Genomic DNA, 25,258 nt, shown 5'->3' on the forward strand with positions numbered 1-25,258 from the left:
TACGCTGCGTCTTGTTACGCACCATCGGCACCGGGTTCGAAACCAGATGCTCGCCAGCCTGCAACGGCGCCACCGGCACTGCCTTGATCGGCGTCGCCGCACTGCTCAGCAGCACCGGCTTGAGCGCTTCGCCATGCCCCACCAGGCGAACGTTCCCGAACTGCTCGGCTATCTGCTCCAGCCACCTGCGCACCCGGCGCGACTTGATGCCAGCCAGCACTTTCGTGCTCATGCGCACCACAATACCCATGCCGCCCGTCGCCAGGCCCAGTAACAGATTGATGACGACCTCGGCGCCAATCTCGCCCAGCATTTCGTTCATATAGGGCGGTGGCAGCATCCGCATCCAGCTGACCAGCGCCGCCAGGTGAATGAACAGCAAAGGCTCGTCGCTCAGCACCAGCAGACCCTTGGCGAGCGTCTCGGCACTTAACGTCAGTAATTTTTCAAACTCGTCTTGGGAAAAGTAGTGCAGCAGCTTTTCAGCATTGGCCAGGGGGGCTGACAGCCACTGAAATAACTGCTCTACGTCGTCCCAGATTGAGTAAAGGGAGTCGCTGAAACCTCGGGCATAGGCGCCGTACAGCGAAAGGTAGCGTTCGAGGAAGTTTGCCTCGGAGTACCCCTTCCACAGGGGTTCGAAAGTGGTCCCCCACTCACTGCGCAACCAGCCTTCCAGTGACGCAATGACCGACTGATAAGAGGCGTACAGCGCCTTGAAATGCTGCGAAGAAACGTCGGGGTAGAAACTGACTCGGTACTTCTGGTTGCGATCACACTCGGTGATTTCCAGAATGCCGCTGGGACCGATGGTCTTATGGATAGGGGCCCCCAGCGGACCGCCGTCTGGATCGATGCGCTGCACCACGACCGGTGTGTTGCCGATCGGCACGAACCGCGAACTCTGGAACATATGCACCAGGGTCAACGTGCCGTTGGCTGTACACGTGGCGACCGTGCTGCTGGGAAAGAGGGACCGATTGATCGGCGCTACGAGCGCCACTTCTTCTCCCACCTTGAACACTTGCTCGACATTCAGTGCCGAGAAGCTGAAAAAGCTTTCAGCCCAGGTGTCGTATGGGTGCAGGCATCCCCGGAAATCGCTGAGGATGGATTCGACGTCCCGCGTCTTTGCATCCATCGCGGCCAACACCAGGAAGCCAATGGCTTGGCTGGTTGCGTCGATCATGGGTGAGCCCTGTCGATCAGGGCTTTAACCGGAAAAACCATCTGCAATCCCTCGCACTGTTTGATCAGGCGAGGGACTTTGCAGCGGTTCTCGGGGCGGCGGAGTAGAGCTTATCCGACACTTATGTGGGAAGTTTCAGCCAGAGCCGCATCCAGTTCGGCATACCCGCGAACCCCGGTTAGACTTGCCTGTCGATATCCCCATCGCCCGACCCGCCGTCTACCAAGGAAGCCTTATGTATTCAAGCCGCCTGATTCTCTGCCTCGCAACGTTGCTGGTGCTGGCCGGTTGCTCCACCTCACGCGGCCCGCAGCAACCCGAGCGCAGCGAGGCCGAGGTGAAGACGCAGATCGTGCGCCTGCTGCCGGCCAAGGTCGCGGACCGCGAAGGTTGGGCCCAGGATATCTACACCGCGTTCGACACCCAGAAGATCTACCCCAGCACCGAAAACATCTGCGCCGTACTGGCGGTGACCGAGCAGGAGTCTACTTTTCAGGTCGACCCACCGGTGCCGGGCATGGGCAAGATCGCCCAGGATGAAATCCTGCGGCGTGCCGGGAAGGTTCATGTGCCGGCGTTTGTCGTGCGCAGCGCTTTGCAATTGCGTTCGCCCAGCGGCAAAACCTACGCCGAGCGTTTGAATGCCGCGCGCACCGAGAAGGACCTGAGCGGGATCTTCGACGATTTCATCAGCGTCGTGCCGCTGGGCAACACACTGTTCGGCGGCTTCAACCCGGTGCACACCGCCGGCCCGATGCAGGTCAGCATCGACTTTGCGCAGAAACAGGCGCGGGGTTATCCCTATCCGGTGGACGGTACGATTCGCCGCGAAGTGTTCACTCGACGTGGCGGCATGTACTTTGGTATCGCCCATCTGCTGGGTTACCCGGTCAGCTATGACCAGCCGCTGTATCGCTTCGCCGATTTCAATGCGGGTTGGTACGCCAGCCGCAATGCCGCGTTCCAGGCCGCTGTCAGCCGTGCTTCAGGCACCGAACTGGCGCTGGATGGGGATTTGATTCGCTATGGTTCGTTGCTGCCCGGCACCACTGAGCTGGCGGTGCGTTCGCTGGGGGCGAAATTGGATATGCGCAACCCGAGCATTCGCAGCCAACTGGAGCAAGGCGATGCGTTGGACTTCGAGGACACCACCCTCTACAAGCGCGTGTTCGCCCTGGCCGGCAAGCCGCTGCCGCGGGCGATCCTGCCGGGCATCGTGCTCAAGAGCCCGAAGATCACCCGAAACCTGACCACGGCGTGGTTTGCAAAGCGGGTGGATGAGCGGTATCAGCGTTGTATGAAGCGCTGATTTCTTGCGGCGTTTGATCGTTCCCACGCAAGGGCACTATCAATCTCGGATAAAGAAAAGGCCCGGTTTTCGTGGAACCGGGCCTTTTCCGTGTTGCTCTTGGATCATCAGCCGCGTTCGAGGGCCAGGGCTACGCCTTGGCCACCACCGATGCACAGCGTCGCCAAGCCTTTCCGGGCGTCGCGCTTGATCATTTCATGCAGCAGGGTCACCAGCACGCGGCAGCCTGAAGCACCAATCGGGTGGCCGATGGCGATGGCGCCGCCGTTGACGTTGACCTTGTCGGCGTCCCATTCCAGCTCTTTGCCCACTGCCAGGGATTGCGCGGCGAAGGCTTCGTTGGCTTCGATCAAATCCAGGTCGCCCAATTGCCAACCGGCCTTGTCCAGGCAGCGGCGGGTGGCTGAAACCGGGCCGATGCCCATGATCGCCGGGTCGACCCCGGCGTTGGCATAGCTGGCGATGCGTGCCAGCACGGGCAGGCCGAGGGCCTTGGCTTTGGTGGCGCTCATCAACAGCACCGCTGCGGCGCCGTCGTTAAGGCTGGAGGCGTTGCCGGCGGTGACGCTGCCGTCCTTTTTAAAGGCGGGTTTGAGCTTGGCCAGGGACTCGGCGGTGGTACCGGCACGCGGCTGTTCGTCCACGTCAAAGACCAGCGGGTCGCCTTTGCGCTGGGGAATCAGGATCGGCGTGATCTCATCGGCAAACCGTCCGGCTTCGATGGCGGCGATCGCTTTTTGCTGGGAGGCAGCGGCAAAGGCGTCCTGTGCCTCACGGCTGATGCCGTACTTGTCCACCAGGTTTTCGGCGGTGATGCCCATGTGGTAGTCGTTGAACGCATCCCACAGGCCGTCGGTGATCATGCTGTCGATCATCTTGGCGTGGCCCATGCGCAAACCGGTGCGCGCGGCGGGCAATACGTATGGCGCCAGGCTCATGTTTTCCATGCCGCCGGCGATGATCACGTCCGCGTCGCCGCAACGGATCGCCTGTGCACCCAGATGCAGGGCCTTGAGGCCCGAGCCGCACACCTTGTTCAGGGTCAGGCTCGGCACGGCGTGGGGCAGGCCGGCGAGAATCGAAGCCTGGCGCGCCGGGTTCTGGCCGCTGCCTGCGGTGAGTACCTGGCCCAGGATGACTTCATCCACTTCGGCCGGGTCGAGGCCGGTCTGCTCCAGCAGGCGGCGAATCACCGCAGCGCCCAGTTCAGGGGCCGGGATAGTGGCCAGCGAACCCTGGAAGCTGCCCACGGCGGTGCGGGTGGCAGCAACAATCACGACGTCTTGCATGGAATCTGTCCTCACTGGAAATGCATTTCTGGAACGTGGTCCGGGACGATCAGTTTACCGGCGGTCTTGCTGACAATCTCTTCAACGCTGACGCCAGGTGCGCGTTCCTTGAGGACAAAAGCGCCATTTTCGATTTCCAGGTAGGCCAGGTCCGTCAGCACACGCTTGATGCAGTGGGCGCCGGTCAGCGGCAGGCTGCACTGGCTGAGCAATTTCGACTCACCGTCCTTGGACGCATGGGTCATGATCACGATGATATTTTCCGCACCGGCCACCAGGTCCATCGCGCCGCCCATACCCTTGACCAACTTGCCGGGGATCATCCACGAGGCGATGTTGCCTTGTACGTCGACTTCGAAGGCGCCGAGTACAGTGAGGTCGACGTGGCCGCCGCGAATCATCGCGAAGGACTCGGCGGAGGAGAAAATCGAGGCGCCGATGCGCGCGGTGACGGTTTGTTTGCCGGCGTTGATCATGTCGGCGTCAATGGTGTCTTCAGTCGGGAACGGTCCCATGCCGAGCAGGCCATTCTCCGATTGCAGCATCACTTCCATGCCTTCGGGAATGTAGTTGGCCACCAGGGTTGGAATGCCGATGCCGAGGTTGACGTAGAAACCGTCCTGCATTTCGCGGGCGACGCGTTGAGCCATTTGTTCGCGGGTAAGAGCCATGGTTGATTCCTCTTATTGTTCTGGACGTGGATTATTTGCGGACAGTGCGCTGTTCGATGCGCTTCTCGAAGGTGCCGCAGATGATCCGGTCGACGTAGATGCCAGGGGTGTGGATCTGCGCCGGGTCCAGTTCGCCCGGTTCGACGATTTCCTCGACTTCGACTACGGTGATTTTGCCGGCGGTGGCGGCCAGCGGGTTGAAGTTCTGGGCGGTGTGACGATAGATGACGTTGCCGAAGTGGTCGGCTTTCCAGCCTTTGACGATAGCGAAGTCACCGGTGATGGACTCTTCCATCAGGTAGGGGCGACCGTTGAACTCGCGGGTTTCCTTGCCTTCGGCGACAGGGGTACCGACGCCGGTGGCAGTGAAGAAGGCCGGGATGCCGGCACCGCCTGCACGCATTTTTTCCGCGAGGGTGCCCTGGGGGGTCAGTACCACTTCGATTTCGCCGCTGAGCAACTGCTTTTCGAACAGGGCATTTTCGCCCACGTAGGAAGCGATCACTTTGCGGATCTGCTTTTCTTCCAGCAGCACGCCCAGGCCGAAACCGTCGACGCCGCAGTTGTTGGACACTACGGTCAGGTCACGGGTGCCTTTGCGCTTGATCTCGGCGATGAGGTTTTCTGGAATGCCGCACAGGCCAAACCCGCCGGAGAGTATGGTCATGCCGTCTTTCAGGCCTGCCAGCGCTTCTTCGTAGGACGCCACGCGCTTATCGAAACCTGCCATATGCACCTCTTTTATTGTTAGTGGGCCAGCCAATGGATTGAGTGTTGCGCTGAAGGATTGATTTGTTAAGTTGTTTTTTAAGGTTGATTGGTTTGGAAAACAGCATAATCAGCCTCAAGCCGCAAGCTTCAAGCCTAGTCGGCCACTGCTTTGACTTGCAGCTTTCAACTTGTCGCTTGGAGCTTCCTATGACCATTAAACAAATGCGTGCCTTCCTGGCCGTGGCCCAGAGCCTGAGTTTTGCCGCTGCATGTGAGCGTCTGCACCTGTCCCAGTCGGCGCTGAGCCTGACGATCAAAGGCCTGGAAGAAGGGTTGGGCGGGCGCCTGTTCAGCCGTAATACACGCAATGTCGCGCTGACGCCCGAAGGCGAATCACTGTTGCCGCTGGCGCGTCGATTGATTGCCGACTGGGACAACGCCGAGGACGAGCTGCGCCAACGCTTCACCCTGCAACGCGGGCGTGTGACGGTGGCGGCGATGCCGTCATTTGCCGGCAACCTGCTGCCACCGATTCTGAAGATATTCCGCGCGCGTTACCCTCAGGTGAACGTGACGGTGCATGACCTGATCAACGAGCACGTGCTGGAGATGGTGCGCGACCGCCAGGTGGAACTGGGCGTGGCGTTCCAGCCGTCCGACGGTTCGTCACTGGCGTTCACGCCGTTGTACCTGGACCGGTTTATCGCAGTGGTGCCGGGAGATTCGCCTTTGGCGCGATTGGCTGAGGTCGACTGGAAAAGCCTGCTGGAGCAACCCTTCATTACTCTCCAGCGTCCATCGACGGTCCGGGTCATGCTCGAAGAGCACTTGGGCGCGTTGCAGATGAACCTGCCCGTGGCGTTGGAAAGCCATCAATTGGCTACGGTGGGCAAGATGGTTGCCAGCGGCTTGGGCGTCAGCGCTGTGCCGGCGTTATGCGCACGGCAGATGGAGGAGGCGGGCGCCCATTGCATCACCTTGACCGGCCCGGTAATCGAGCGGCCCATTGGCGTACTGACCAAACCGGGGCATGAGCTTTCGGCAGCGGCGCAGGTGCTGTTCGATATCTTTAAAGATGAAGCGGGGAAGGGGCGGTTTCCAACTTTCTGAATACGCCACGAACAAAAAGTGGGGGCCGGCAAGCCAGCCCCCACTTTAGAACAACAACGACTCAGTAGTAACGATCAATCACTTTAACTTGCGAGCTGTCTTTGAAAGAAGCCCAGGCATTGTTAAGTGTGTCGAACACCTGCTCGATAAAGTTGCGATCGGCCGCCGCTTTCTTGCCGACATAACCCTGGCCGCGACGGTACATCTTCAGGCGCGCCGCCAGTTCACGGTGATTGCGGTCGAATTCGGCTTCTTCGGTGTGGGGCGCCACGCAGTCAAGTTGAACTTCACCCGATTTGCCAATCCACAGGATATGGTCGTCGAGTGTGTCTTTCTGCGCGGCGAACATCTCAGCCAATTCATCGATAGTGGGTTGGTTGTTCAGATTCATGTGTAAGCCCCTTGACCAGTTGGCGATCTATCAATTGATTCGTTGAAAACTTCAAAGTTGTCTCCGGCTCAGAAAACCGGGCGTCAGTGACGGTCTGCCAAATACGGGCAGGGTCGTGAACCGAAGCATGTAGTTTTGCTGATGAACCGCTACGCAATGCATTCATAACGAAGACAAGCAGCGCTTTAGCTCCTTGTACCGTTCCCTTTCCGGGCCAGTCAGCTTCATCAATCTGCCTTGTGGGCAGTGCACATCCGGGAAAACAGCTCGGCGGTCAGACGAGCCTGTTCAAAACGCGTGTTACCAACACTCCCGATCCGGGAGACGTCTCGATAATGCAAGGACAAAAAGCTTACGTCAACGATTATGTAGTGATTATTTTAAGGCACTACATAAAACGCTGTGGGGGCGGGAAGATGCAGGAAAAACGTGACTTGGGCGTCATTTTTCGTGCGGTGGGTCGCGTGATAGCGTTTAGTGAAGTGGATAAGTTGCACGCGGCGCCTGTGGGTTTTTCGCGAGCAAGCTCGCTCCTACAGCCGCTCGACCAGCAGAGGTAGCAATTGCTCACACTGCGCTTCGATCTTTACCTGCAGCAGCTCATCCCCGCGGGTCTTGCCCAGGTTGATGGCAATCACCGGCTTGCCCTGTTCCACCATTGCCTTGCACAGGCGAAAGGCCGAATAAGCCATCAGCGATGAACCCACGACCAGCAGCCCCTCGGCATCGTGCACAGCAGCCATGGCGCTGGCTGCGGTAGCAGGTGCCACGTTTTCACCAAAAAACACCACGTCCGGTTTCAGCCGTTGCCCCTCGCAATGGGGGCAGCATGGGACCTGGAAGCGCTCCTCGAAAACAGGGTCGAGCAAGGTATCGCCGTCAGGCGCTTGCACCGCATGGACGTGCGCGAAGTGTGGGTTGTCGATTTCCATCTGCCGCTGGATCACGTCGCGTCCGCTACGCTGCTGGCAATCCAGGCACAGCACCCGGTGCAAGCTGCCATGCAACTCGATCACATCGTGGCTGCCGGCCTGATCGTGCAGCGTGTCGACGTTTTGCGTGATCAGGCCACTGATGATCCCCCTTTGCTGTAGGGTCGCCAGGGCCTGATGCGCCTTGTTCGGCCGGGCAAGGCGCACCCGTGGCCAACCCAGCATAGCCCTGGCCCAATAACGGCGGCGTGCTTGCGCGGTGGCGAGGAAGTCCTGGTACATCATCGGCGCTTTGCCCCGGCGCACTCCGTCGCTGTCACGGTAGTCGGGGATGCCCGACGAGGTGCTGATGCCCGCACCGGTCAGCACCAGGAAGCGCTTTTCGGCCATCGCCCGATGCAGCGTGTCGAGGTGGTCTGCTTGATGTTCCAGCGTGTCGAGCATGGGATCTCCTATTCGCCGCGGATGTACTGCTCCAGCTGTTTGATCAAGGCGTCTTGTTCAGCAATGGCTTCCTTGACCAGGTCGCCGATGGACAACAGGCCGAGCAGTTTGCCGTCTTCGACGACCGGAAGGTGGCGCAGGTGACTGTCGGTCATGATGTTCATGCACGCCTCGACCGTTTTGTGGGTATCTACGGTGATGACCGGGGAGCTCATCACGTCGTCAACGCGGGTGGTCACCGACGACAGCCCCTTGAGGATGAGTTTACGTGCGTAATCGCGCTCGCTGATGATCCCCACCACTGCGCCGTCCCTGACCACTGGCAAAGCCCCGACGTTTTTCTCGGACATGCGCACCAGCGCTTCAAACACGGTGTGGTCCCACTGGATGGTGTGGACGTCCTGGTTCTTCTGGTCCTTGGCTTTGAGCAATTCTGCGACGGTTTTCATGGCGGCCACTCCGGTGTTGTTGTTAGGTAGTCAGCTATCCCCTACAGAATCCTAGACGCACTACGTTGCAGCAAGGTCCAAAGCGGCGTTAAACCCGTCGAAAAGCGTCATTCGCCGGATTATTTTGCACTCTACCCGGCATTTGCCGGCTTTTTTGCCCGCTTGGGGTTGGCCGCCGTCTTGCGTGGCGCGCTCTTGCGTTTGGTTTTCCACGCCGCCGCGCCTTTGCTTGCCGGGCTGGCGGGGGCGGTAATGGTCATGCGCATGCCATTGCAGCGAGCCACCTGCTTGCTCATCCACGCCGCTTGTTTGGCGACGAACTCTTCCAGACTCATTTCGCCACTTTGCACCATATCCAGCGCCTGCTCCCAGATGGCGGTGGTGCCGGGGTCGGCAATGGCGCGAGGCACTGCGTCAATCAGGCTGAAAGCCGCTGCGGTGGCTGACAGTGCCTTGCCGTTCTTCACCAGGTAACCGCGGTCCAGCAGGCCCTGGATAATCCCCGCGCGGGTGGCTTCGGTACCAATGCCGGTGGTGTCCTTGAGCTTCTGCTTGAGCAGCGGATCCTCCACCAGCTTGGCGACGTTTTTCATCGCTTTGATCAGGTCGCCTTCAGTGAAAGGCTTGGGAGGTTGGGTCCACAGGTCCTTCAGGTTGACCTTGGCCACCGCGCAGTCCTGGCCTTGCACCAGCATCGGCAAGGCTTGAGGAGCAGGGGTGTCCCGGCCTTTGGCGGGGGCAAGGGCTTCGGGCAATGCGCGTTTCCAGCCCGGTTCGATGATGACTTTGCCCACTGCACGTAACGCCTGGCCTGCACAGTCGAAGTCCGCCTGGGTACGGTCGTATTCATGGTTGGGCAGAAATTGCGCCAGGTAGCGTGCGCGTATCAGCGTGTAGACCGCGCGGTGCTTGCCGGTGAGTTGCCCGACGTCCTTGCCGGCCCCGGTGGGGATAATGCCGTGGTGGGCGCTGACCTTGGCGTCGTTCCAGGCGCGTGAGCGTCGATTGGGGTCTATGTAGACCATCAGATCGCCTACGGCCGGATCCGCGCGGCCGAGTGCGGCGAGAATCTTCGGCGCTTCACTGTGCTGGCTCAGCGGCAGGTAGCCGCAATCGCTGCGCGGGTAGGTGATGACCTTGTGGGTTTCGTAGAGCGATTGGGCGATATCGAGCGTTTCCTGGGCGCCGAGGCCGAGCTTTTTGGAGCAGATTTCCTGCAGGGTGCCGAGGTCGAAGGGCAGGGGGGCGACCTCACGCATGCGCTCGGTGCGCAGCTTTGCCAGTCGCGCGTCGGCCGCCAGGCTCATGGCGTCGGCGGCGTCCCGGGCCAGTTGCGGGTTGAGGCAACGGCCCTGGTCATCGCAGGCATCGTCGGCGGCGCGCCATTGGGCGGTGAAAGTCATGCGTTCGTGGCGCAGGTCCACATCGATAGCCCAATACGCCACCGGGATGAAATCGGCGATGCTGCGGTCACGGTCGACCACCAGGCGCAGGGTTGGGGTTTGCACGCGGCCTACCGGCAATACCCCCTGATAGCCGGATTGACGTCCGAGCAACGTAAACAAGCGGCTCATGTTCATGCCGATCAGCCAGTCGGCACGTGAGCGGCCCAGGGCCGAGTGGTACAGGTTGAAGGTTTGCGCCCCGGGCTTGAGTGCGGCCAGCGCCTTGCGGATGGAGGCATCATCCAGCGCAGACAGCCACAACCGCTGGATCGGCCCTCGATAACGGCAATGTTCCACCAGTTCACGGGCGATCATTTCACCCTCGCGGTCGGCATCGGTCGCGATCACCAGTTCCCCGGCTTCTCCCAGCAGGCGCTTGACCACCTTGAACTGGCTGGCAGTTCTGGGCTTGACCTGCATCTTCCATTTTTCCGGGACGATCGGCAGGTCGGTGAGCACCCAGCGTTTGTACTTGGCGTCATAAGCGTCAGGCGGGGCGGTTTCCAGCAGGTGGCCGATGCACCAGGTGACTGTGACCCCGTTGCCCAGCCAGCATCCATCGCCCCGGCGACTGGCGCCGAGCACGGCCGCGATGTCCTTGGCCTGGGAGGGTTTTTCACAGAGGTACAGCTGCATGGTCATCACATCGTATCGGGTTGATGCCTTGCAGGATGCTTAGTCGGAGAGAAATGAGCAACTGTTATCTGTATGGATGTACAGCTGAAAGTTTCAGGCTGGAAGCTTCAAGCTTCAAGCTTCAAGCTTCAAGCTGCGAGCTTCAAGCTTCAAGCTTCAAGCTTCAAGCTTCAAGCTTCAAGCTTCAAGCTTCAAGCTGCAAGCCAAGCTGATCAGCTTTTACTTGCAGCTTGCAGCTCACAGCTTGCAGCTCACCGCTTGCAGCCCACCGCTCACTCAACCCCTATCAATATCCACATGCCGCGTTTCTTTAAGACAGAACAGCCCGACGATCAGGCTCACACCGGTCACCACCACCGGGTACCACAAACCATAGAAGATATCCCCGGTGTACACCACCAGGGCAAACGACACGGTCGGCAGGAACCCGCCGAACCAGCCGTTACCGATGTGGTAGGGCAACGACATCGAGGTGTAGCGGATGCGGGTCGGGAACAGCTCCACCATCAGTGCCGCCAAGGGGCCGTAGCACATGGCTGCGATCAGGATCAGTGCCACGATCAGCACCACCACCATCACCTTGTTGACCTGGGCCATGTCCGCCGAGCTCGGGTAGCCGGCCAACGTCACCGCGCCGCGCAATGCCGCTTCGTCAAAGCCATCGATACGTACGTCGCCCACGCTGACTTGCACCGGCGCGCCGGCTGGGGCGGCGACGCTGCTGTAGGGCAGGCCTTGCTTGACCAGAAAGGTCTTGACCTTGTCGCACGGGCTGTCAAAGCGCGCTTTGCCCACCGGGTCGAATTGGAAGGTGCAGGTGGCCGGGTCGGCTTGCACGGTAATCGGTGCTTGCCGACTGGCCTGGTCCATCGCCGGGTTGGTGTAGTGCGCCAGGCCCTTGAAAATCGGGAAATACAACACGGTCGCCAGCAGCAGGCCAAGCATCAGCACCGGCTTGCGCCCGACCTTGTCCGACAGCCAACCAAACAGGATGAAGAACGGCGCGCCAATCACCACGCTGATGATCAGCAACATGTTGGCCAGGGCCGGGTCCATCTTCAGGAACTGAGTGAGGAAGAACAGCACGTAAAACTGCGCCGCATAAAAGGTCACCGCCTGCCCACCGTTGATGCTGAACAGCGCGATCAGTACGACCTTGAGGTTTTCCCACTTACCGAACGACTCGCGGATCGGCGCCTTGCTGACCTTGCCTTCCTCTTTCATTTTCAGGAACGCTGGCGATTCGTGCAGGCTCATGCGAATCCAGGTGGAGATGCCCAGCAACACGATGGAGAACAGGAACGGAATGCGCCAGCCCCACACCTCGAACTGGTCGCCGGTGAAGTAACGGCAGGCCAATACCACCAGCAACGACAGCAACAGGCCGAGGGTGGCGGTGGATTGAATCCAGCTGGTGTGCAAGCCACGTTTGCCGGCAGGCGCATGCTCGGCCACATACGTGGCGGCGCCACCGTATTCACCGCCCAGCGCCAGGCCTTGCAGCATGCGCAGCACGATCAGAATGATCGGCGCAGCGATGCCGATGCTGGCGTAGGTCGGCAACAGGCCCACGCAAAAGGTTGCTACGCCCATCAGAATGATGGTGACGAGGAAAGTGTACTTACGCCCGATCATGTCGCCCAGGCGGCCGAATACCAGCGCGCCGAACGGCCGCACCACGAAGCCTGCGGCGAACGCCATCAGCGCGAAGATAAACGCCGTGGTGTCGTTGACCCCGGCAAAGAACTGTTTGCTGATCACCGCGGCGAGAGCGCCGTAGAGGAAGAAGTCATACCATTCGAAAACCGTCCCGAGGGACGAGGCAAAAATGACTTTCTTCGAGTCGTTGCCGGTGCTCGCATCCATCGCCGAGCCCAGAGGTTGAGCATGTTCTGACATCGGGTAACCCTCACAGTGATTATTTATTGTTGTTCCACTGTCGGCGCCAGGTGCGGCGCCGCTGTTCAGATTGCGTGAACCAGTTCTCTCTCCGGGGCGAGGCTCCTTGTGTTCGGTGAAAGGATCAACTGCGCGGCCTTCTCGGCGATCATCAGCGTCGGTGAACAAGTGTTGCCCGAGGTAATGCGCGGCATGATCGAGGCATCGGCGATGCGCAGGCCCGGCACGCCATGCACGCGCAGCTGTGCGTCGACCACGGCGTCCCTGTCATCGCCCATACGGCAGGTGCCTACCGGATGGAAGATGGTGGTGCCGATACGCGCCGCGGCTTCGTGCAGTTGCTCTTCGGTTTGCAGAGCGTCACCGGGCAGGTATTCAACCGGCTTGAACCGGCTCAGGGCTGGAGCGGCCACGATTCGCCTTGTCAGGCGAATGGCGTCGGCGGCCACGCGCAGGTCTTCGGGGTGGCTGAGGTAGTTGGGCTGGATCAGCGGTGCGTCTGCCGGGTTGGCCGAGCGGATATCGATTCGCCCGCGGCTGTGTGGGCGCAGGTCGCAGACCGAGGCGGTAAAGGCCGGGAACGCATGCAACGGTTCGCCAAAGCGCTCCAGGGACAACGGCTGCACATGGTATTGAAGGTTGGCCGAGGTCTGCTCCGGGCCGGAGCGGGCAAACGCGCCAAGCTGGCTGGGCGCCATCGACAGCGGCCCGCTGCGGTCATACAGGTAGCGCAGGCCCATGCCCATCTTGCCCCATACGGTGCCGGCGATCTGGTTCAGGGTGCGCGCGTTTTCCAGCTTGTAGATCAGGCGCAGTTGCAGGTGGTCCTGCAGGTTGCCCCCCACGCCCGGCAGTTCATGCACCACGTCGATGCCCGCCGGTTTGAGCACATGGGCCGGGCCGATGCCTGAGCGTTGCAGGATGCCTGGCGAGCCGACGGCACCGGCGCACAGCACGATTTCCCTGCAGGCTTTCCAGCTCAGTTGCTGGCCGTGCCGGCGCCCGATCACTTGGGAGGCGCGGCCGTTTTCCAGCACCACGCGGTCGACCTCCACCTCGGTCAATACGGTCAGGTTGGGCCGTTGGCGGACCGGTTTGAGAAACGCCTTGGCCGCATTCCAGCGCACCCCGGCCTTCTGGTTGACCTGGAAATAACCGCAACCTTCGTTATCGCCCTGATTGAAATCGCTGACGTTGGCGATGCCGCTCTGCTGTGCTGCGTCGCGAAACGCATCCAGGATGGGCCAGTGCAGGCGCTGCTGCTCGACGCGCCATTCGCCGCCGTCGCTGTGGAACGGCGAATCGCCGGCGAAATGGTTTTCGCTGTGCTTGAACAGCGGCAATACGTCTTTCCAGGCCCAGCCCGGGTTGCCTTGCGCCGCCCAGCCATCATAGTCCCGGGCCTGGCCGCGCATATAGATCATGCCGTTGATGGACGAGCAACCGCCCAGTACCTTGCCGCGCGGGTAGCTCAGGGCGCGACCTTGCAGACCGGCCTGGGCTTGGGTCTTGAAGCACCAGTCGGTGCGTGGGTTGCCGATGCAGAACAGGTAGCCGACCGGAATATGAATCCAGGCGTAGTTATCGCGACCACCGGCTTCCAGCAGCAGGACGCGATGGGCCGGGTTGGCGGACAGGCGATTGGCCAGCAAGCAGCCGGCGGGGCCGGCGCCGACGATCACATAATCGTATTCAGCAGTTGCAATGGGCATCTGGGGCCTCGCTTGTTTTTCTTATTGGTTCCATCCTAGTTGTTAGTTTTCGTCTTAAAAATGTTAGTTTTTGCCCAGCTGCTGTGCGTTTTTAAACAGCGCTGCCTGCGCGTGCGCAATGGAGGCGATATGTTTGACTGGAATGACCTGCGGTTTTTTCTCGAGTTGCAGCGCAGCGGCCGCCTGCTCACCGCCGCGCAACGGTTGAAAACCACGCATGCCACGGTGGCCCGGCATATCGAGGCCATCGAAAAAAGCCTTGGTACGGCGCTGTTCGTGCAGCACGCCCACGGTTACGAGCTGACGCCGTCCGGCGAAGCCCTGCTCAAACATGCCGAAGCCATGGAAAACGTGGCGCTGTTGGCTGAAGACGAACTCACACACGCGGCGGCGCCCCTGGGCAAGATTCGTCTCGGTGTGGCGGAGGGCCTGGGGGTGATGTTCCTCGCCGGGCACATGGGCGAGCTGTTTGAACGTTATCCCGGCCTGGAAGTGGAATTGGTCGCGGTGCCGCGCTTTGTCAGCATCCTCAACCGCGAAGCGGAAATCAGCATTCACCTGGAACGCCCCAGCGTCGATCAGTTGGTCACCCGTAAACTCACCGATTACCGCCTGGCGCTGTATGCCAGCCGCACTTATCTTGCGCGTCATCCGCCGATTGAAAAACGCGAAGACCTCGCGGCCCATGCGTGGATCGATTACGTCGACGACCTGCTGTTCAGCCAGGAGCTGAAATTGCTCAGCAGCTTTTGTCGCAGTCCCAAGGTGGTCTTTCACAGCACCAGCGTGATTGCCCAGCACCAGGCCGCGCGGTCTGGCTTGGGGATTGCGGTATTACCCTGTTTCATGGCGGCGGGCGATGCGCAGTTGGTGCCGTTGTTGCCGGGGGAGAGCATCCAGCGCAGTTATTGGATCAGTTCGCGGCGGGAGTTGCACAAGTCGGTGCGGTTGCGGGTGTTGTGGGATTATGTGGTGGAGTTGTGCGCGCGGGAGCAGAGCCTGCTGCTGGGCGAAAGCTGACTGACGAAACCGAATCAAACTGTGGGAGGGGGCTTGCCCCCGATAGCAGTAGTCCAGTCATAGTTGCATTGACTGATACAAAGCTATCGGGGGCAAGCCCCCTCACACATTTTAACCCTGCTGTGTCAGGCAGAAATTTAGAGCTTCACCACCTGATGCACCTGCTCGGCACAGGCGCGTGCTTCATCAATCATCTTGCCGAACGCATCGCTGGCCACTTCATCATGGGTCAACCAACGCTTTTTCTGGCTGAGGCGATAATGATAGCGCAGCGTGCCATCCTCCAGTTTTCCGTCCAGGTCCAGGTCGTACCAAGGCGAGCGTACTGCGCAGCCGGGGATAGCTTTTTCCATCTTCGCGCCTGTCAGGGTATAGGTGTAGTCATAGGTTTCAGGGTTGCCCAGATAGAGGTCGGCCTGTTGTCCCTGACGACGGTAATTGATGTAACCCTCCCAGCGATCTTGCAATGACGGATCGGTGTAGACGTAATCATTGCCCAGCTTTTCCAGGGCGCGCTGATCGTTCATCCGTGCGCTGACGCTGTAGCCGTCGTGCACCACAAATGCGCTGGGTGGGCGGGTGATCCGGCAGTCGCTGATGTCGTTGCCGAAGTTGGCGCAGATGTTCTGGTCGGTCGCGGTGCTGCCTTGCTGACGGTCGGCGACGCTCAGTTGCATCAGCGGCAGGCGGCTGAAGGTGATGGTGGCCTCGACCGCGCCATCGCCTTGCTTGCCGAACTGCACGTGTTTGTCCAGGCGCACCGCAACTTCGGGGCGTTCCAGCGCAATATGTTCTTCGCGCACCTGGCTCTGGGCATCGATGACCAGCACCCAGCGATCCTGGATATCGGGCATGGTCTGGCCCGGCGCAAAGACGGGGTTGGTCGGGTCGAGCCACCACACCTGGCCGTTCACTTCGGCGCGCACGATGGCGTGATTGGGCGCCTGGGTGCCCGGAATCAGCAAGGTTTGCGCCGCATCGCCGCGGCTGACCCATGCCGTTTCGGCCTTGATGCCGGTTGCCTTGAGCATCGCTGTCAGCAGGATCGCCAGGTCCTTGCAATCGCCATAACCATGTTCCTCGATTTCCATCAGGTTGAACGGCACATAGCCGCGCTCGGTGGCGCGCCAATCGCCCAGGTAACGGTAGTGATCGTTGATGTGCTGCATCAGCGCGGCGACTCGCTCCGCCGGGGCCAACCGACTGGCAGCGGCCACGGCGGCAGCGGCGTGTGCCGGCAGGCGGGCGCCGAGTATCTGGTTGTAGCGCTGGGCCAGGTCGCCGAAATAGGCCTGGCGCTCCAGGGCGCTGCCCAGCTCCAGGCGCGGGATGCCCAGCAGTGCTGCGTTGGACGGTTCATTGATGTAGTTGAGGTACACCGGTTGCTTTTGCATCACGTCCAGCGTCTTGCCATTGGCCGAAAGCGTCACGTTGAAATCATCGAACAGCTCACTGCGCCACTGGATCGGCCGCTCGGCGGTGAAGCGTGCCTTGAAGCGGTCACGGCGGGCCGCGCTGACGCCGAACTTGAGCACGTAGTGGAACTGGGACATCAGCGGCTTGGCGGCATAGTGCTCGCGTACGGTGTAACGGATGTGCGTGCCCACCCGCAGGTTCGGAAAAGCCAGGGAGGTTTGCTGGTCACGGCTGAAGCCCTGATCCGGATTGGGCGCCGTACGCGTGTCGATTTGCGTGGCGGCGAGGGCGACCGGTTTGGCGCCAGGTTGGGTGGTTTGCGCGCTGATCACTTCAAACCTGTCGCCTTCGGAATAATTGAAGTCGATGCGCGAGAGCATTTCGCGGCCGTTGGGTGTGAGGATCGTGTAGTGGTAGGTGGTGGTGCAATCGGTGCTGGCATCGCGATTGAAGTGGCAGTGCAATTCGGTATCGCTGGCCAGCGGGGCTTCGGCGATGGGTTGCAGGGCTGCGCAGACGGTATGGGAAACCAGCCCCAGACTCATGGCAATCAAAGGGCGGTGAAACGAAAAACGGTACATGGGCGCCTCGGGTGACACATTGAAACAACTACCCGACGGGTAGTGAGAAGGCGCCGGATGATAATCGCTCTCAACGGACAAGGCCAGGATTGTTCGACAATATTTTTGCCTGAAAGGCCCGTCCTAGAGCCTTTCTTTGACGTATGTCAGGTCTTTCGCCTGTTGCCCGTGGTCTTTGACTAGAGGAACCAACGATACTCTCGCGCATGAATCTCCTGCTGGAACGCCAGGTGATCCTGACGCTTGTTCTCGCAATATACATCGACAAATTCCGCGCCCAGCTTGTCGCGCACAACCTGCTGATGTTGCATGGCGCGCACGGCGTCGAGCATTTCCACGGGGAAATCGGTGCCACTGCTGCGGTCTTCGTTCAGCGGCGCGATAGGGTCCTGCCTGGCTTCGAGGCCATGCTCCAAACCGGCGAGGATCGCCGCCAGCACCAGGTAGGGGTTGGCGTCGGCGCTGGCCAGGCGATGCTCGATACGCAGGTTGCGCGGGTCTGACTCGGGGATGCGCACGCACGCATCCCGGTCTTCGAAACCCCAGCTGGCGCGGGTGGCGGCGTTGACCGTACCACCGAGGCGGCGCAAAGCGTTGTGGTTGGGCGCGAAGATCGGCATGCAATGGGGCAGCAACGCCAGGCAACCGGCCACGGCGTGGCGCAGCGGTTGCTGCTGGTGCGCCGCCAGCAGATTGTTGCCCGCGCCGTCATACAGGCTGACGTGCACATGCATGCCGCTGCCGGGAAATTGCAGGTAAGGCTTGGCCATGAAGCTGGCGCGGTAGCCGTGCTTGAGTGCCACGCCGCGCGTGCTGCGGCAGAACAGGGCGGCCCAGTCGGCGGCGCGCAGGCTGTCGTCCGAATGGCCGAAATTGATTTCGAACTGGCCCGGGCCGATTTCGGCGGTGATGACCGTGATATCGATGCCCTGGGTCTTGGCGGTTTGTGCCATGTCATCCAGCACGTCGCCAAAGCGCGACAGCCGTTCGATATGCAGGGTGGGCTGGTCGTCGGCATCGTCGCAACGTGGGTCGCGGGGGAATTGCGGCAGGCCGTTGTCGAGTTTTTTGTCGAACAGGTAGAACTCCAGCTCAAACGCCACGACCGGGTGAATGCCTTTGAGATGCAGGCGCTCCAGCACGTTGGCCAGGACTTCGCGGGGTTCGAATTCGATCGGCGCTTCGGTGCCGTCGGAGGTGATCAGCATCTGCCCCAGCGGCTGCGACTCCCAGCTCACCGGCTTAAGCGTGCCCGGCACCAGGCGCCGATTGGCGTCCGGGTCACCGTCGTTGAAGCAGTAGTCGCCAATCTTGAACAACCCGCCCTGGGCCCCCAGCAATACGGCGTTCTGCGGCAGCTTCAAGGGGCTGCCGGCGGCGACTTTCTCGAGCATGTCCACCGGGTAGCGCTTGCCGTAGAAATGCCCCGCAATGTCCAGGGCGATCAGGTCGACGTAGCGCACCTCGGGGTGGTTCTGGCGGAAGGTCCGTACTTCGGCCAGCAAGGTTGCAGATGGGCTTTTCACGGGTGCAGCTCCTAGTTGTAAACCCACAGCACGCGGGCGGGCAGGTCGGTCAGGTTGGCGTAGCGGCAGTGGGCGAAGCTGGCGAGATGGAAGCTGTCGCCGGCGTAGAGGGTGACCGCATCGGTCTCACCTTCCACCCACAGGGTCAGCTCGCCCTCAAGCACAAAACCGGCCTGCTCGGCGCGGTCGCTCATGCTTTGTTCCCCGCTGTTGGCACCGGGGGCCAACAGGCTGTCGAGCATCGAGAACGCGCCGTTCATGCTCGGTGAGACGAGGATGTCGGTGATGCCATTGGCGTAGTACAGCGTGCGCCGTTCGTTGGGCCGCGTGACCCAGTCCACCGCCTTGGGCTTGGGGAGGCTGTAGAAGTAAGTAGTAGGGACGTCGAGAGCGTGGCTGATGGCGGTGAGGTCGGCCACGGTCGGGCGCGACAGGCCGCGCTCGACCTGGGACAGAAAACCAACCGACCGCTCGATTTTCTGCGCAAGTTGGGCCAGGGTGAGTTTCTTGTGTTTGCGCAGGTCGTGGATCAGGGCGGCGAGGGCGGCGAGTTCGTCTTGGGGTGTCATGAAATTTGATTCGAGTAATTTCATGAAAAATTACAGGATTAATTTCATCGCGGCAATGGGGCAGGGGGTGTGGCGAGGGAGCAAGTTCCCTCGCCACAGCGCCGATTGGTGTTTTGACCTGAATGATTGCGCACCGCCGCGGTCGGAGTGTGGGTACGTCCCCTGAATTGAAGGAGCACCCATGAAGTCCAAATCCCTATTTGCCTGTGTTCTCGTTGCCGCAAGCCTGTCCACTGCCAGTTTTGTGGCGCAGGCCGGCGATACCCCTCAGGAAACTGTGCAACCTTCAAACATCAATGCCCGTGACTTGAAAGAAGGTGACCGTGCCCCGGACATGCTGATGCGCGAGGAATCAGCGGTCAAAGACTGGAAAAAACGCGGCCTCAAGCAGCCCGAAGAGGAGAGTCAATGGGCGCGTGTAGGCGACAAGTACGTTTTGCTCAAGACCACCAACGGCACCATCCTTGAGATTACGCCCGTCAAGAAATAATCCTGCCGGGCCACCTGCTCGTGTCACCTTTCTTGCGTTAAGGTAACCGACCGCAATGGTCGCGTTACCTTCAAAGAAAGAGAGCAGGATGCTTGCCACAATAAGAAACTATCCCCGCACGGTAAACTTGTTGTTGTCCGCCACGTTACTGCTGACGTTGGCCAAGGCGATCACGTTTCCGTACCTGGTGATCTATCTCACCGATCATTTTGCCCTCGACATCAGCCAGGTCGGCCTGGTGATCGGCAGTTCGCTGATCGTCGGCTCGCTGCTCAGCGTCTATGGCGGTTTCCTCGTCGATCGCGTCAACAGTTACCGCTTGTTGCTCGGTTTGAGCCTGGTGTTTGTGCTGGGTTTCATCGGTACGGTCCTGGCGCAGACTGTCTGGACGTTCTACAGCTGCCTGATTCTGATCAACCTGGCCTATGCGGTCATCGATATCGCGATCAAGGCCGGTTTCGCCAGCGTGCTGCCCGAGGATGGGCGCAGCGAAGTGTTCTCCATCAAATACACCCTGACCAATATCGGCTATGCCGTGGGGCCGTTTTTTGGCGCGATGGTGGCCAAGCTGGATATCAGCCTGCCGTTTATTCTGTCGGCGCTGTTGGGCGCGGGTTTTTTCCTGCTGTATTGGCGTCTGGGCGACCGCTCGCTGACCACCGTCGACGCCACGCAAAAACCGGTGTCATTCCTCGCCGTAGGTCGTGTGCTCCTCAAGGATCACCGCTTGGTGTGTTTCACCGTTGGTGGGCTGCTCAGTGCCGTGGTGTTCGGTCAGTTCGTGGCCTATCTATCGCAATATCTGGTGACTACCACCACCGCCGAATACACCTACACGGTAATCAGCACAATACTCACCACCAATGCCGTGCTGGTGATTGCCTTGCAATACCTGATTGGCCGGCGCATCTCGCACCGCCACTTGAGCCAGTGGCTGATCGCGGGCTTGAGTATGTTCATGCTGGGGTTGATTGGCTTTGCGTTGTCGACCAGCCTGCTGTGGTGGGTGCTGGCGATGGCGGTGTTTACCGTGGGGGAAATCATCGTGTTTCCGGCCGAGTACATGTTTATCGACCGGATTGCGCCTGACCCTTTGCGCGGCATGTATTACGGCGCACAGAACCTGGCCAATCTCGGTGCCGCATTGGGGCCGGTGTTATGCGGGCTGGTGCTGGCCAGCCTGCCGGCGCATTACATGTTTTATATGCTCGGGGCATTTATCGTAGGGGGCGGGGTGTTCTATTTTATTGGGGCGAAGCTGAAGGCAAGTCATCCAGGTTGAGTTTGCCGACGGTATTGCTCTGCAGTTCGTAGCGCAATTCATCGACCATCTTGGCCACTTCTTCCGGCGTCTGCAGCCGTTTGGTGCTGATGCCGGTGACCACCAGGTCGACTCGGCCGGTTTCGGCGTCGAATACTTTGAGGGTCAAGGACGCATCCCGGCACAGGGTGAATTCGCACGTCAGCGGCGACAGGCCTTCTTCGATGCAATTTCGCAGTTGAGAGAGGGTAAACATGCAGGTTCCTTCAAGGCACAGATACGATGCCTTGAAGGTTATTGATTGCGCCGCCAGCTAATAAGGCGAATTCGCACTAGATGAACTAGTGCATTTGCACTCTCAGCGCTTGTTTTTTACCCGCAGTTCGCCAGCAAACAGCCCGCGTTCACGGGCCCAGACAATCGCCGAACTGCGGCTGTGGACGCCCAGTTTGGAGTACACCGTCGCCACATGATTGCGCACGGTATTGGGTGCCAGCTTCAAGCGCGAAGCGATTTCCTTGTCGGCCAGGCCCTCGCAGATCAAGCCCAGCACGTCCCGTTCACGGGCCGTGAGGTCGGTGAAGGATACATTCGGCAGGTTAGGGCTGTTAACGCTTTTGGCATTGGCCAGTTTCTCGATCAAGGTCTGGCTGAACCAGGAGGCGTCCTGCATCACTTCTTCGATGGCCGCCACCAGCTCCAGCTCCGAGCGCTTGCGTTCGGTAATGTTCATGAACACCAGCAGGTAGCACGGCACATCCTGGATCACTACGGTGTCTGCGGACACCACGCAATCGATCAGTTCATTGCCTTTCTTGCGTACCTTGAGGTCGTGGCCGTCGAGGTTTCCGGCCTTTTCCAGCGTGGCGAACAATTGCGCGCTGGTAGGCGGGCTGTCGATGAAGTTGATTTCTTCGATGGACTTACCGATCAGTTCTTCACTGATGTAACCCGTGATGCTCATGAATGCTTCGTTGACGTCCACAACCTGACGATTGGCAGCGTTGCACACCAGGGTCGGCACCGGCGTCAGGCGGAAGGATTTGGCGAATCGCTCTTCGCTCTGGCGCAGGGCGATTTCCGCCTTGCGACGCGGCTCCAGGTCCATGAACGAGAACAGCATGCAGTCTTCTTCATTCATGTCCAGGGGTTGGCCGGCCACCACAACCAGCTTGCTGCCGCCTTCGGGCAACCTCAATTCGGCCTGCATCTGCGGAATGGTCGCGCCTTGCCCCAGGCGTTCGATCGCCAGGTCCTTGCGCTCGGCGTGTTCGAGCACGTCCAGTTCGTACACGGATTTGCCGATGACCTGGTCGCGGTTGTAGCCGGTCATCTCCAGAAAACCCTGATTGACCTTGATGTAGCGCAGGTCGCTCAGGCGGCAGATCACGGCAGGTGCGGGGTTGGCGTTGAAAGTTTTTTCGAAGCGCTGCTCGGCGCTGGCCCATTCGGTGGCATCGCTGAGGATCAGCACCAGCAGTTCCGGCTCACCCTGCGCGTCAGTGATGATCAGGCTGCGCAGGCGGTGCACCCAGGTCTTTTCCTGGTCGGCGGTAGGAATGACCTCCACGATCACGTCGCTGAATTCTTCTCCTGCCGCCGCGCGGGCCAGGGGGTAGCTGTCCAGTTGCAAAGGGTGGTTGTTGCGATAGCGCAAACCGAAGCGCTCGGCGTATTGCTGGGTGTTGGCGCCCAGCCCCATGACGTCACCTACGCCATGCATGGCCAGTGCGGCCTCGTTCGCCCAGAGAATGGTCTGGTCGACCTCCGCCAGGATCACACCGTCGGATAACCCGGAGATGATCTGTTGCAGTTGGCGGCGGTTGGTTTCTTTGGCAAGAACATCCTGTGTCATAGATTCTCCGAGGGCTGGACGCATTGAATTACGACATTCCAGGTTCTGGATAGTGCAGAGAAATTGTCCCCGCGGGAGTGCGAATGCACCAGGCCAGATAGTGCATTTGGGCCACGACTGAACGTATGTCGTTTCGCCACACTCACACCCAACAAGGCACTTGGCCTTGCTCCGATAATTTGAAAAGGACCTTTGTATGACGACTGTCTATGAGACCAATCGATCGCTGTTTCGGGTGTCGTGGAGCTCGGTATTGGCCGGTAGTGCAATTGCACTGGTGACCTATCTGGTCTTGAGCGTGCTGGGTACGGCCATTGGCGCCAGTGCCGTCGAGCCAATGGAGGCGGGTAATCCGCTAAGCGGCTTCGGCACGGGGGCGGGGGTCTGGCTGTTCGTTTCGACGCTGATAGCCGTGGCACTGGGCGCGTTCGTGGCCGGCCGCACCGCGCCGGACCGTGGCGGCCTGCACGGGGTGCTGACCTGGACCCTGACCACCTTGCTGACCACCTGGCTGCTGGCAGGATTGGCCTCCAGCGTAGTGGGCACCGCAGGCAACGTGGTGGGTAAAGGTCTGTCGGCTGCCGGCAGTGGTATTGCCGCCGCCGCACCGGGGATCGGCAACAGCATCAAGCAGCAGTTGAATGAGCAGGGTATCCAGCTGGACTGGAACAGCCTGCAAGGCCAACTCGATACCTTGCTCAAGCAAACAGGCAAGCCTGAGCTGGACCCAGCCAACGTCGAGCAGAAAACCGACCAGGCTGCCGCCGATGGCAAGCAAACGGCGACTGATGCAGCGACCAACCCTGCCCAGGCGGGCGATGAACTCAAGCAGTGGTTCGAGCGCGTTAAAGCGTCCGGCGAGCCTGCACTCAATGCTGCGGATAAAGAAGCCCTGGTCAACATCGTCGCGGCGCGTACCGGCAAGAGCAAGGAAGAAGCTACACAGATCGTCGATAACTATGCCCAGGCTTATCAGCAGGCCATGCAGAAAGTCGAAGAGCTCAAGCAACAGGCTGAACAGAAAGCCCGTGAAGCCGGTGAAGTGGCGGTCAAGCAACTGTCCCGTGCAGCCTGGAGCACCTTGGCGATGCTGCTGTTGGGTGCTGCCTTGAGCTTCTTTGTCGGTCGTATCGCGCTGACAACCCGTCGCGTGCCATTGGCTTAAAAACTGTCTGCGGCAAGGACGCCGCCTCGGTGAACGCGTAAAATGCCCGACATTTTACGCGTATCACGCAAAGGTGCCCCTTGAGCGCAGGCAAAGCCGTCGGACTGTTATTACTCACCTCTCTGTTGGCGGCGTGCGGCACCTCGCCGCCACGCACGCCCAACGACATCTGCGGTATCTTCCGCGAAAAGGACGACTGGTACGACGCCGCCAAGGTCACGCAAAAGCGCTGGGGCGTACCGATCCAGGTACCGTTCGCAATCATGTATCAGGAGTCGGGCTTTCGCTACGACGCCAAGACCCCGCGTAAATACCTGCTGTGGATCATCCCCTGGGGCCGCGTGTCCACGGCTTCCGGCTATGCCCAGGCCAAGGATGAGGTATGGAATGACTACCGCAAAAGCACCGGCCGCAGCGGCGCCGATCGCGAGGATTTCGACGACGCCATCGACTTCATCGGTTGGTACATGGACAAGACCTACACCATCAACGGCGTCTACAAATACGACGCTTACGGCCAGTACCTCAATTACCACGAAGGCTGGGGCGGCTACCGCCAGCGCACCTACGCCAGCAAAGCCTGGCTACTGCCGGTGGCAAGCAAGGTACAGGCGCGTTCGCAGCTGTATGCGCGGCAATACGCCGGGTGCAAGGATGAGTTGGGACGAGGGTTCTGGAGCCGGTTCTGGCATTGGTTGTAACGCCTGACCGCTGGATGCACGCCGATCAAAAGGTGGGAGGGGGCTTGCTCCCGATAGCAGCGTGTCCGTCACTGATGTGGTGACTGATGCATCGCTATCGGGGGCAAGCCCCCTCCCACAGTAAATTGTGGTACGGCGCTGTGACCTGTGGCGAAGCCGATGACAGCCTCACAGCCGACGGCTATCTGACTGACGCGCTGCGATCCAAAGGTGGGAGGGGGCTTGCTCCCGATGGCGGAGTGTCCGTCAACGATGTGGTGACTGATGCACCGCTATCGGGGGCAAGCCCCCTCCCACAGTAAATTGTGGTACGGCGCTGTGACCTGAGGCGAAGCCGATGACAGCCTCACAGCCGACTGCTATCTGACTGATGCGCTGCGATCCAAAAGTGGGAGGGGGCTTGCTCCCGATAGCAGCGTGTCAGTCAATGATGTGGTGACTGATGCACCGCTATCGGGGGCAATTCCCCTCCCACAGTAAATTGTGG

Annotated in this window: 21 protein-coding genes and 1 pseudogene; 7 read left to right on the plus strand and 15 right to left on the minus strand. The window is 60.3% G+C overall.

All coding sequences use genetic code 11. The annotated features are described in order from the left end of the window. Positions 1-1,189, minus strand: a pseudogene (locus tag CIB54_RS21055) (type IV secretion protein Rhs); the annotation flags it as partial. A 235-nt stretch (positions 1,190-1,424) separates the two neighbouring features. Between CIB54_RS21055 and CIB54_RS21060 the strand changes: the two are divergent. Next, on the plus strand, positions 1,425-2,498 hold the full coding sequence (locus tag CIB54_RS21060) for a DUF1615 domain-containing protein (protein ID WP_101220837.1): 1,074 nt from the start codon (positions 1,425-1,427) through the stop codon (positions 2,496-2,498). Between the two features lie 107 nt (positions 2,499-2,605). Here CIB54_RS21060 and CIB54_RS21065 read toward each other — a convergent pair whose 3' ends face one another. Genes CIB54_RS21065 through CIB54_RS21075 form a run of 3 tightly spaced genes read right to left on the minus strand, consistent with a single transcriptional unit; the run spans position 2,606 to position 5,188 of the window. After that, positions 2,606-3,787, minus strand: a complete 1,182-nt coding sequence (locus tag CIB54_RS21065; protein ID WP_101220838.1) for an acetyl-CoA C-acetyltransferase — start codon at positions 3,785-3,787, stop codon at positions 2,606-2,608. 11 nt (positions 3,788-3,798) lie between these two features. Further along, on the minus strand, positions 3,799-4,458 hold the full coding sequence (locus CIB54_RS21070) for a CoA transferase subunit B (protein ID WP_058425580.1): 660 nt from the start codon (positions 4,456-4,458) through the stop codon (positions 3,799-3,801). 31 nt (positions 4,459-4,489) lie between these two features. Continuing rightward, positions 4,490-5,188, minus strand: coding sequence for a CoA transferase subunit A (locus CIB54_RS21075; RefSeq protein WP_065952268.1), 699 nt, complete (start codon positions 5,186-5,188; stop codon positions 4,490-4,492). Positions 5,189-5,376: 188 nt separating this feature from the next. Between CIB54_RS21075 and CIB54_RS21080 the strand changes: the two genes are divergently transcribed. Beyond that, positions 5,377-6,279, plus strand: coding sequence for a LysR family transcriptional regulator (locus tag CIB54_RS21080; RefSeq protein ID WP_101220839.1), 903 nt, complete (start codon positions 5,377-5,379; stop codon positions 6,277-6,279). A gap of 61 nt (positions 6,280-6,340) precedes the next feature. On the opposite strand, the gene CIB54_RS21085 is transcribed toward CIB54_RS21080, so the two are convergent. The 6 genes from CIB54_RS21085 to CIB54_RS21115 all read right to left on the minus strand — a co-directional run bounded on the left by CIB54_RS21085 (position 6,341) and on the right by CIB54_RS21115 (position 14,187). Then, positions 6,341-6,670, minus strand: a complete 330-nt coding sequence (locus tag CIB54_RS21085; protein WP_065884399.1) for a hypothetical protein — start codon at positions 6,668-6,670, stop codon at positions 6,341-6,343. 533 nt (positions 6,671-7,203) lie between these two features. Then, on the minus strand, positions 7,204-8,046 hold the full coding sequence (locus CIB54_RS21095; protein ID WP_101220841.1) for an NAD-dependent protein deacetylase: 843 nt from the start codon (positions 8,044-8,046) through the stop codon (positions 7,204-7,206). An 8-nt stretch (positions 8,047-8,054) separates the two neighbouring features. Further along, positions 8,055-8,495 (minus strand): CBS domain-containing protein, encoded by a 441-nt coding sequence (locus CIB54_RS21100; RefSeq protein WP_065952265.1) that lies wholly within the window; start codon positions 8,493-8,495, stop codon positions 8,055-8,057. 131 nt (positions 8,496-8,626) lie between these two features. Beyond that, positions 8,627-10,576 carry a DNA topoisomerase III gene (locus tag CIB54_RS21105; protein ID WP_101220870.1) on the minus strand — a complete coding sequence of 650 codons (1,950 nt, stop codon included), beginning with the start codon at positions 10,574-10,576 and terminating at the stop codon, positions 8,627-8,629. Between the two features lie 276 nt (positions 10,577-10,852). Beyond that, positions 10,853-12,475: an MFS transporter gene (locus CIB54_RS21110; RefSeq protein WP_101220842.1), complete on the minus strand. Its 1,623-nt coding sequence runs from the start codon at positions 12,473-12,475 to the stop codon at positions 10,853-10,855. 65 nt (positions 12,476-12,540) lie between these two features. Then, positions 12,541-14,187, minus strand: a complete 1,647-nt coding sequence (locus CIB54_RS21115) for a GMC family oxidoreductase (protein ID WP_101220843.1) — start codon at positions 14,185-14,187, stop codon at positions 12,541-12,543. Positions 14,188-14,316: 129 nt separating this feature from the next. Here CIB54_RS21115 and CIB54_RS21120 point away from each other — a divergent pair, with 129 nt between their 5' ends. Further along, a complete protein-coding gene (locus CIB54_RS21120; RefSeq protein ID WP_101220844.1) occupies positions 14,317-15,207 on the plus strand; it encodes a LysR family transcriptional regulator in 891 nt (296 codons plus the stop codon). 137 nt (positions 15,208-15,344) lie between these two features. On the opposite strand, the gene CIB54_RS21125 is transcribed toward CIB54_RS21120, so the two are convergent. The 3 genes from CIB54_RS21125 to CIB54_RS21135 form a co-directional block, all read right to left on the minus strand. After that, positions 15,345-17,204, minus strand: a complete 1,860-nt coding sequence (locus tag CIB54_RS21125) for a DUF3857 domain-containing transglutaminase family protein (protein ID WP_101220845.1) — start codon at positions 17,202-17,204, stop codon at positions 15,345-15,347. Between the two features lie 179 nt (positions 17,205-17,383). Next, the gene (locus tag CIB54_RS21130) at positions 17,384-18,730 is read right to left on the minus strand and encodes a glutamine synthetase family protein (protein ID WP_065952260.1); all 1,347 of its coding nucleotides are present in this window, start codon (positions 18,728-18,730) and stop codon (positions 17,384-17,386) included. 11 nt (positions 18,731-18,741) lie between these two features. Next, a complete protein-coding gene (locus CIB54_RS21135) occupies positions 18,742-19,299 on the minus strand; it encodes a helix-turn-helix domain-containing protein (RefSeq protein ID WP_065952259.1) in 558 nt (185 codons plus the stop codon). Between the two features lie 181 nt (positions 19,300-19,480). Here CIB54_RS21135 and CIB54_RS21140 point away from each other — a divergent pair, with 181 nt between their 5' ends. Then, positions 19,481-19,789 carry an RcnB family protein gene (locus tag CIB54_RS21140; protein WP_101220846.1) on the plus strand — a complete coding sequence of 103 codons (309 nt, stop codon included), beginning with the start codon at positions 19,481-19,483 and terminating at the stop codon, positions 19,787-19,789. Between the two features lie 88 nt (positions 19,790-19,877). Beyond that, positions 19,878-21,071, plus strand: coding sequence for an MFS transporter (locus CIB54_RS21145; protein ID WP_101220847.1), 1,194 nt, complete (start codon positions 19,878-19,880; stop codon positions 21,069-21,071). On the opposite strand, the gene CIB54_RS21150 is transcribed toward CIB54_RS21145, so the two are convergent. Both CIB54_RS21150 and CIB54_RS21155 read right to left on the minus strand, forming a co-directional pair. Beyond that, complete coding sequence (locus CIB54_RS21150; RefSeq protein ID WP_065952256.1) at positions 21,034-21,306, minus strand: DUF1652 domain-containing protein; 273 nt, start codon at positions 21,304-21,306, stop codon at positions 21,034-21,036. The genes CIB54_RS21145 and CIB54_RS21150 overlap by 38 nt on opposite strands. 102 nt (positions 21,307-21,408) lie before the next feature. Further along, positions 21,409-22,905: a PAS domain S-box protein gene (locus tag CIB54_RS21155; RefSeq protein ID WP_065952255.1), complete on the minus strand. Its 1,497-nt coding sequence runs from the start codon at positions 22,903-22,905 to the stop codon at positions 21,409-21,411. A 196-nt stretch (positions 22,906-23,101) separates the two neighbouring features. Here CIB54_RS21155 and CIB54_RS21160 point away from each other — a divergent pair, with 196 nt between their 5' ends. Together CIB54_RS21160 and CIB54_RS21165 are read left to right on the plus strand one after the other, a co-directional pair. Continuing rightward, the gene (locus CIB54_RS21160; RefSeq protein ID WP_101220848.1) at positions 23,102-24,070 is read left to right on the plus strand and encodes a hypothetical protein; all 969 of its coding nucleotides are present in this window, start codon (positions 23,102-23,104) and stop codon (positions 24,068-24,070) included. 80 nt (positions 24,071-24,150) lie between these two features. Then, positions 24,151-24,771, plus strand: coding sequence for a transglycosylase SLT domain-containing protein (locus tag CIB54_RS21165; RefSeq protein WP_065952253.1), 621 nt, complete (start codon positions 24,151-24,153; stop codon positions 24,769-24,771). The last annotated feature ends 487 nt before the right edge of the window (positions 24,772-25,258 follow it).

Source organism: Pseudomonas fluorescens, from assembly GCF_002837185.1.
GTDB lineage: Bacteria > Pseudomonadota > Gammaproteobacteria > Pseudomonadales > Pseudomonadaceae > Aquipseudomonas > Aquipseudomonas fluorescens_AM.

What these genes read in the sequence shown, in the direction of transcription:
- CIB54_RS21145 (WP_101220847.1), top strand. Translation starts at nt 19,878, where the DNA reads ATGCTTGCCACAATAAGAAACTATCCCCGCACGGTAAACTTGTTGTTG.
- CIB54_RS21120 (WP_101220844.1), top strand. Translation starts at nt 14,317, where the DNA reads ATGTTTGACTGGAATGACCTGCGGTTTTTTCTCGAGTTGCAGCGCAGC.
- CIB54_RS21105 (WP_101220870.1), bottom strand. Translation starts at nt 10,576, where the DNA reads ATGCAGCTGTACCTCTGTGAAAAACCCTCCCAGGCCAAGGACATCGCG.
- CIB54_RS21060 (WP_101220837.1), top strand. Translation starts at nt 1,425, where the DNA reads ATGTATTCAAGCCGCCTGATTCTCTGCCTCGCAACGTTGCTGGTGCTG.
- CIB54_RS21095 (WP_101220841.1), bottom strand. Translation starts at nt 8,046, where the DNA reads ATGCTCGACACGCTGGAACATCAAGCAGACCACCTCGACACGCTGCAT.
- CIB54_RS21085 (WP_065884399.1), bottom strand. Translation starts at nt 6,670, where the DNA reads ATGAATCTGAACAACCAACCCACTATCGATGAATTGGCTGAGATGTTC.
- CIB54_RS21100 (WP_065952265.1), bottom strand. Translation starts at nt 8,495, where the DNA reads ATGAAAACCGTCGCAGAATTGCTCAAAGCCAAGGACCAGAAGAACCAG.
- CIB54_RS21140 (WP_101220846.1), top strand. Translation starts at nt 19,481, where the DNA reads ATGAAGTCCAAATCCCTATTTGCCTGTGTTCTCGTTGCCGCAAGCCTG.
- CIB54_RS21150 (WP_065952256.1), bottom strand. Translation starts at nt 21,306, where the DNA reads ATGTTTACCCTCTCTCAACTGCGAAATTGCATCGAAGAAGGCCTGTCG.
- CIB54_RS21125 (WP_101220845.1), bottom strand. Translation starts at nt 17,204, where the DNA reads ATGTACCGTTTTTCGTTTCACCGCCCTTTGATTGCCATGAGTCTGGGG.
- CIB54_RS21155 (WP_065952255.1), bottom strand. Translation starts at nt 22,905, where the DNA reads ATGACACAGGATGTTCTTGCCAAAGAAACCAACCGCCGCCAACTGCAA.
- CIB54_RS21110 (WP_101220842.1), bottom strand. Translation starts at nt 12,475, where the DNA reads ATGTCAGAACATGCTCAACCTCTGGGCTCGGCGATGGATGCGAGCACC.
- CIB54_RS21160 (WP_101220848.1), top strand. Translation starts at nt 23,102, where the DNA reads ATGACGACTGTCTATGAGACCAATCGATCGCTGTTTCGGGTGTCGTGG.
- CIB54_RS21080 (WP_101220839.1), top strand. Translation starts at nt 5,377, where the DNA reads ATGACCATTAAACAAATGCGTGCCTTCCTGGCCGTGGCCCAGAGCCTG.
- CIB54_RS21065 (WP_101220838.1), bottom strand. Translation starts at nt 3,787, where the DNA reads ATGCAAGACGTCGTGATTGTTGCTGCCACCCGCACCGCCGTGGGCAGC.
- CIB54_RS21075 (WP_065952268.1), bottom strand. Translation starts at nt 5,188, where the DNA reads ATGGCAGGTTTCGATAAGCGCGTGGCGTCCTACGAAGAAGCGCTGGCA.
- CIB54_RS21115 (WP_101220843.1), bottom strand. Translation starts at nt 14,187, where the DNA reads ATGCCCATTGCAACTGCTGAATACGATTATGTGATCGTCGGCGCCGGC.
- CIB54_RS21135 (WP_065952259.1), bottom strand. Translation starts at nt 19,299, where the DNA reads ATGACACCCCAAGACGAACTCGCCGCCCTCGCCGCCCTGATCCACGAC.
- CIB54_RS21070 (WP_058425580.1), bottom strand. Translation starts at nt 4,458, where the DNA reads ATGGCTCTTACCCGCGAACAAATGGCTCAACGCGTCGCCCGCGAAATG.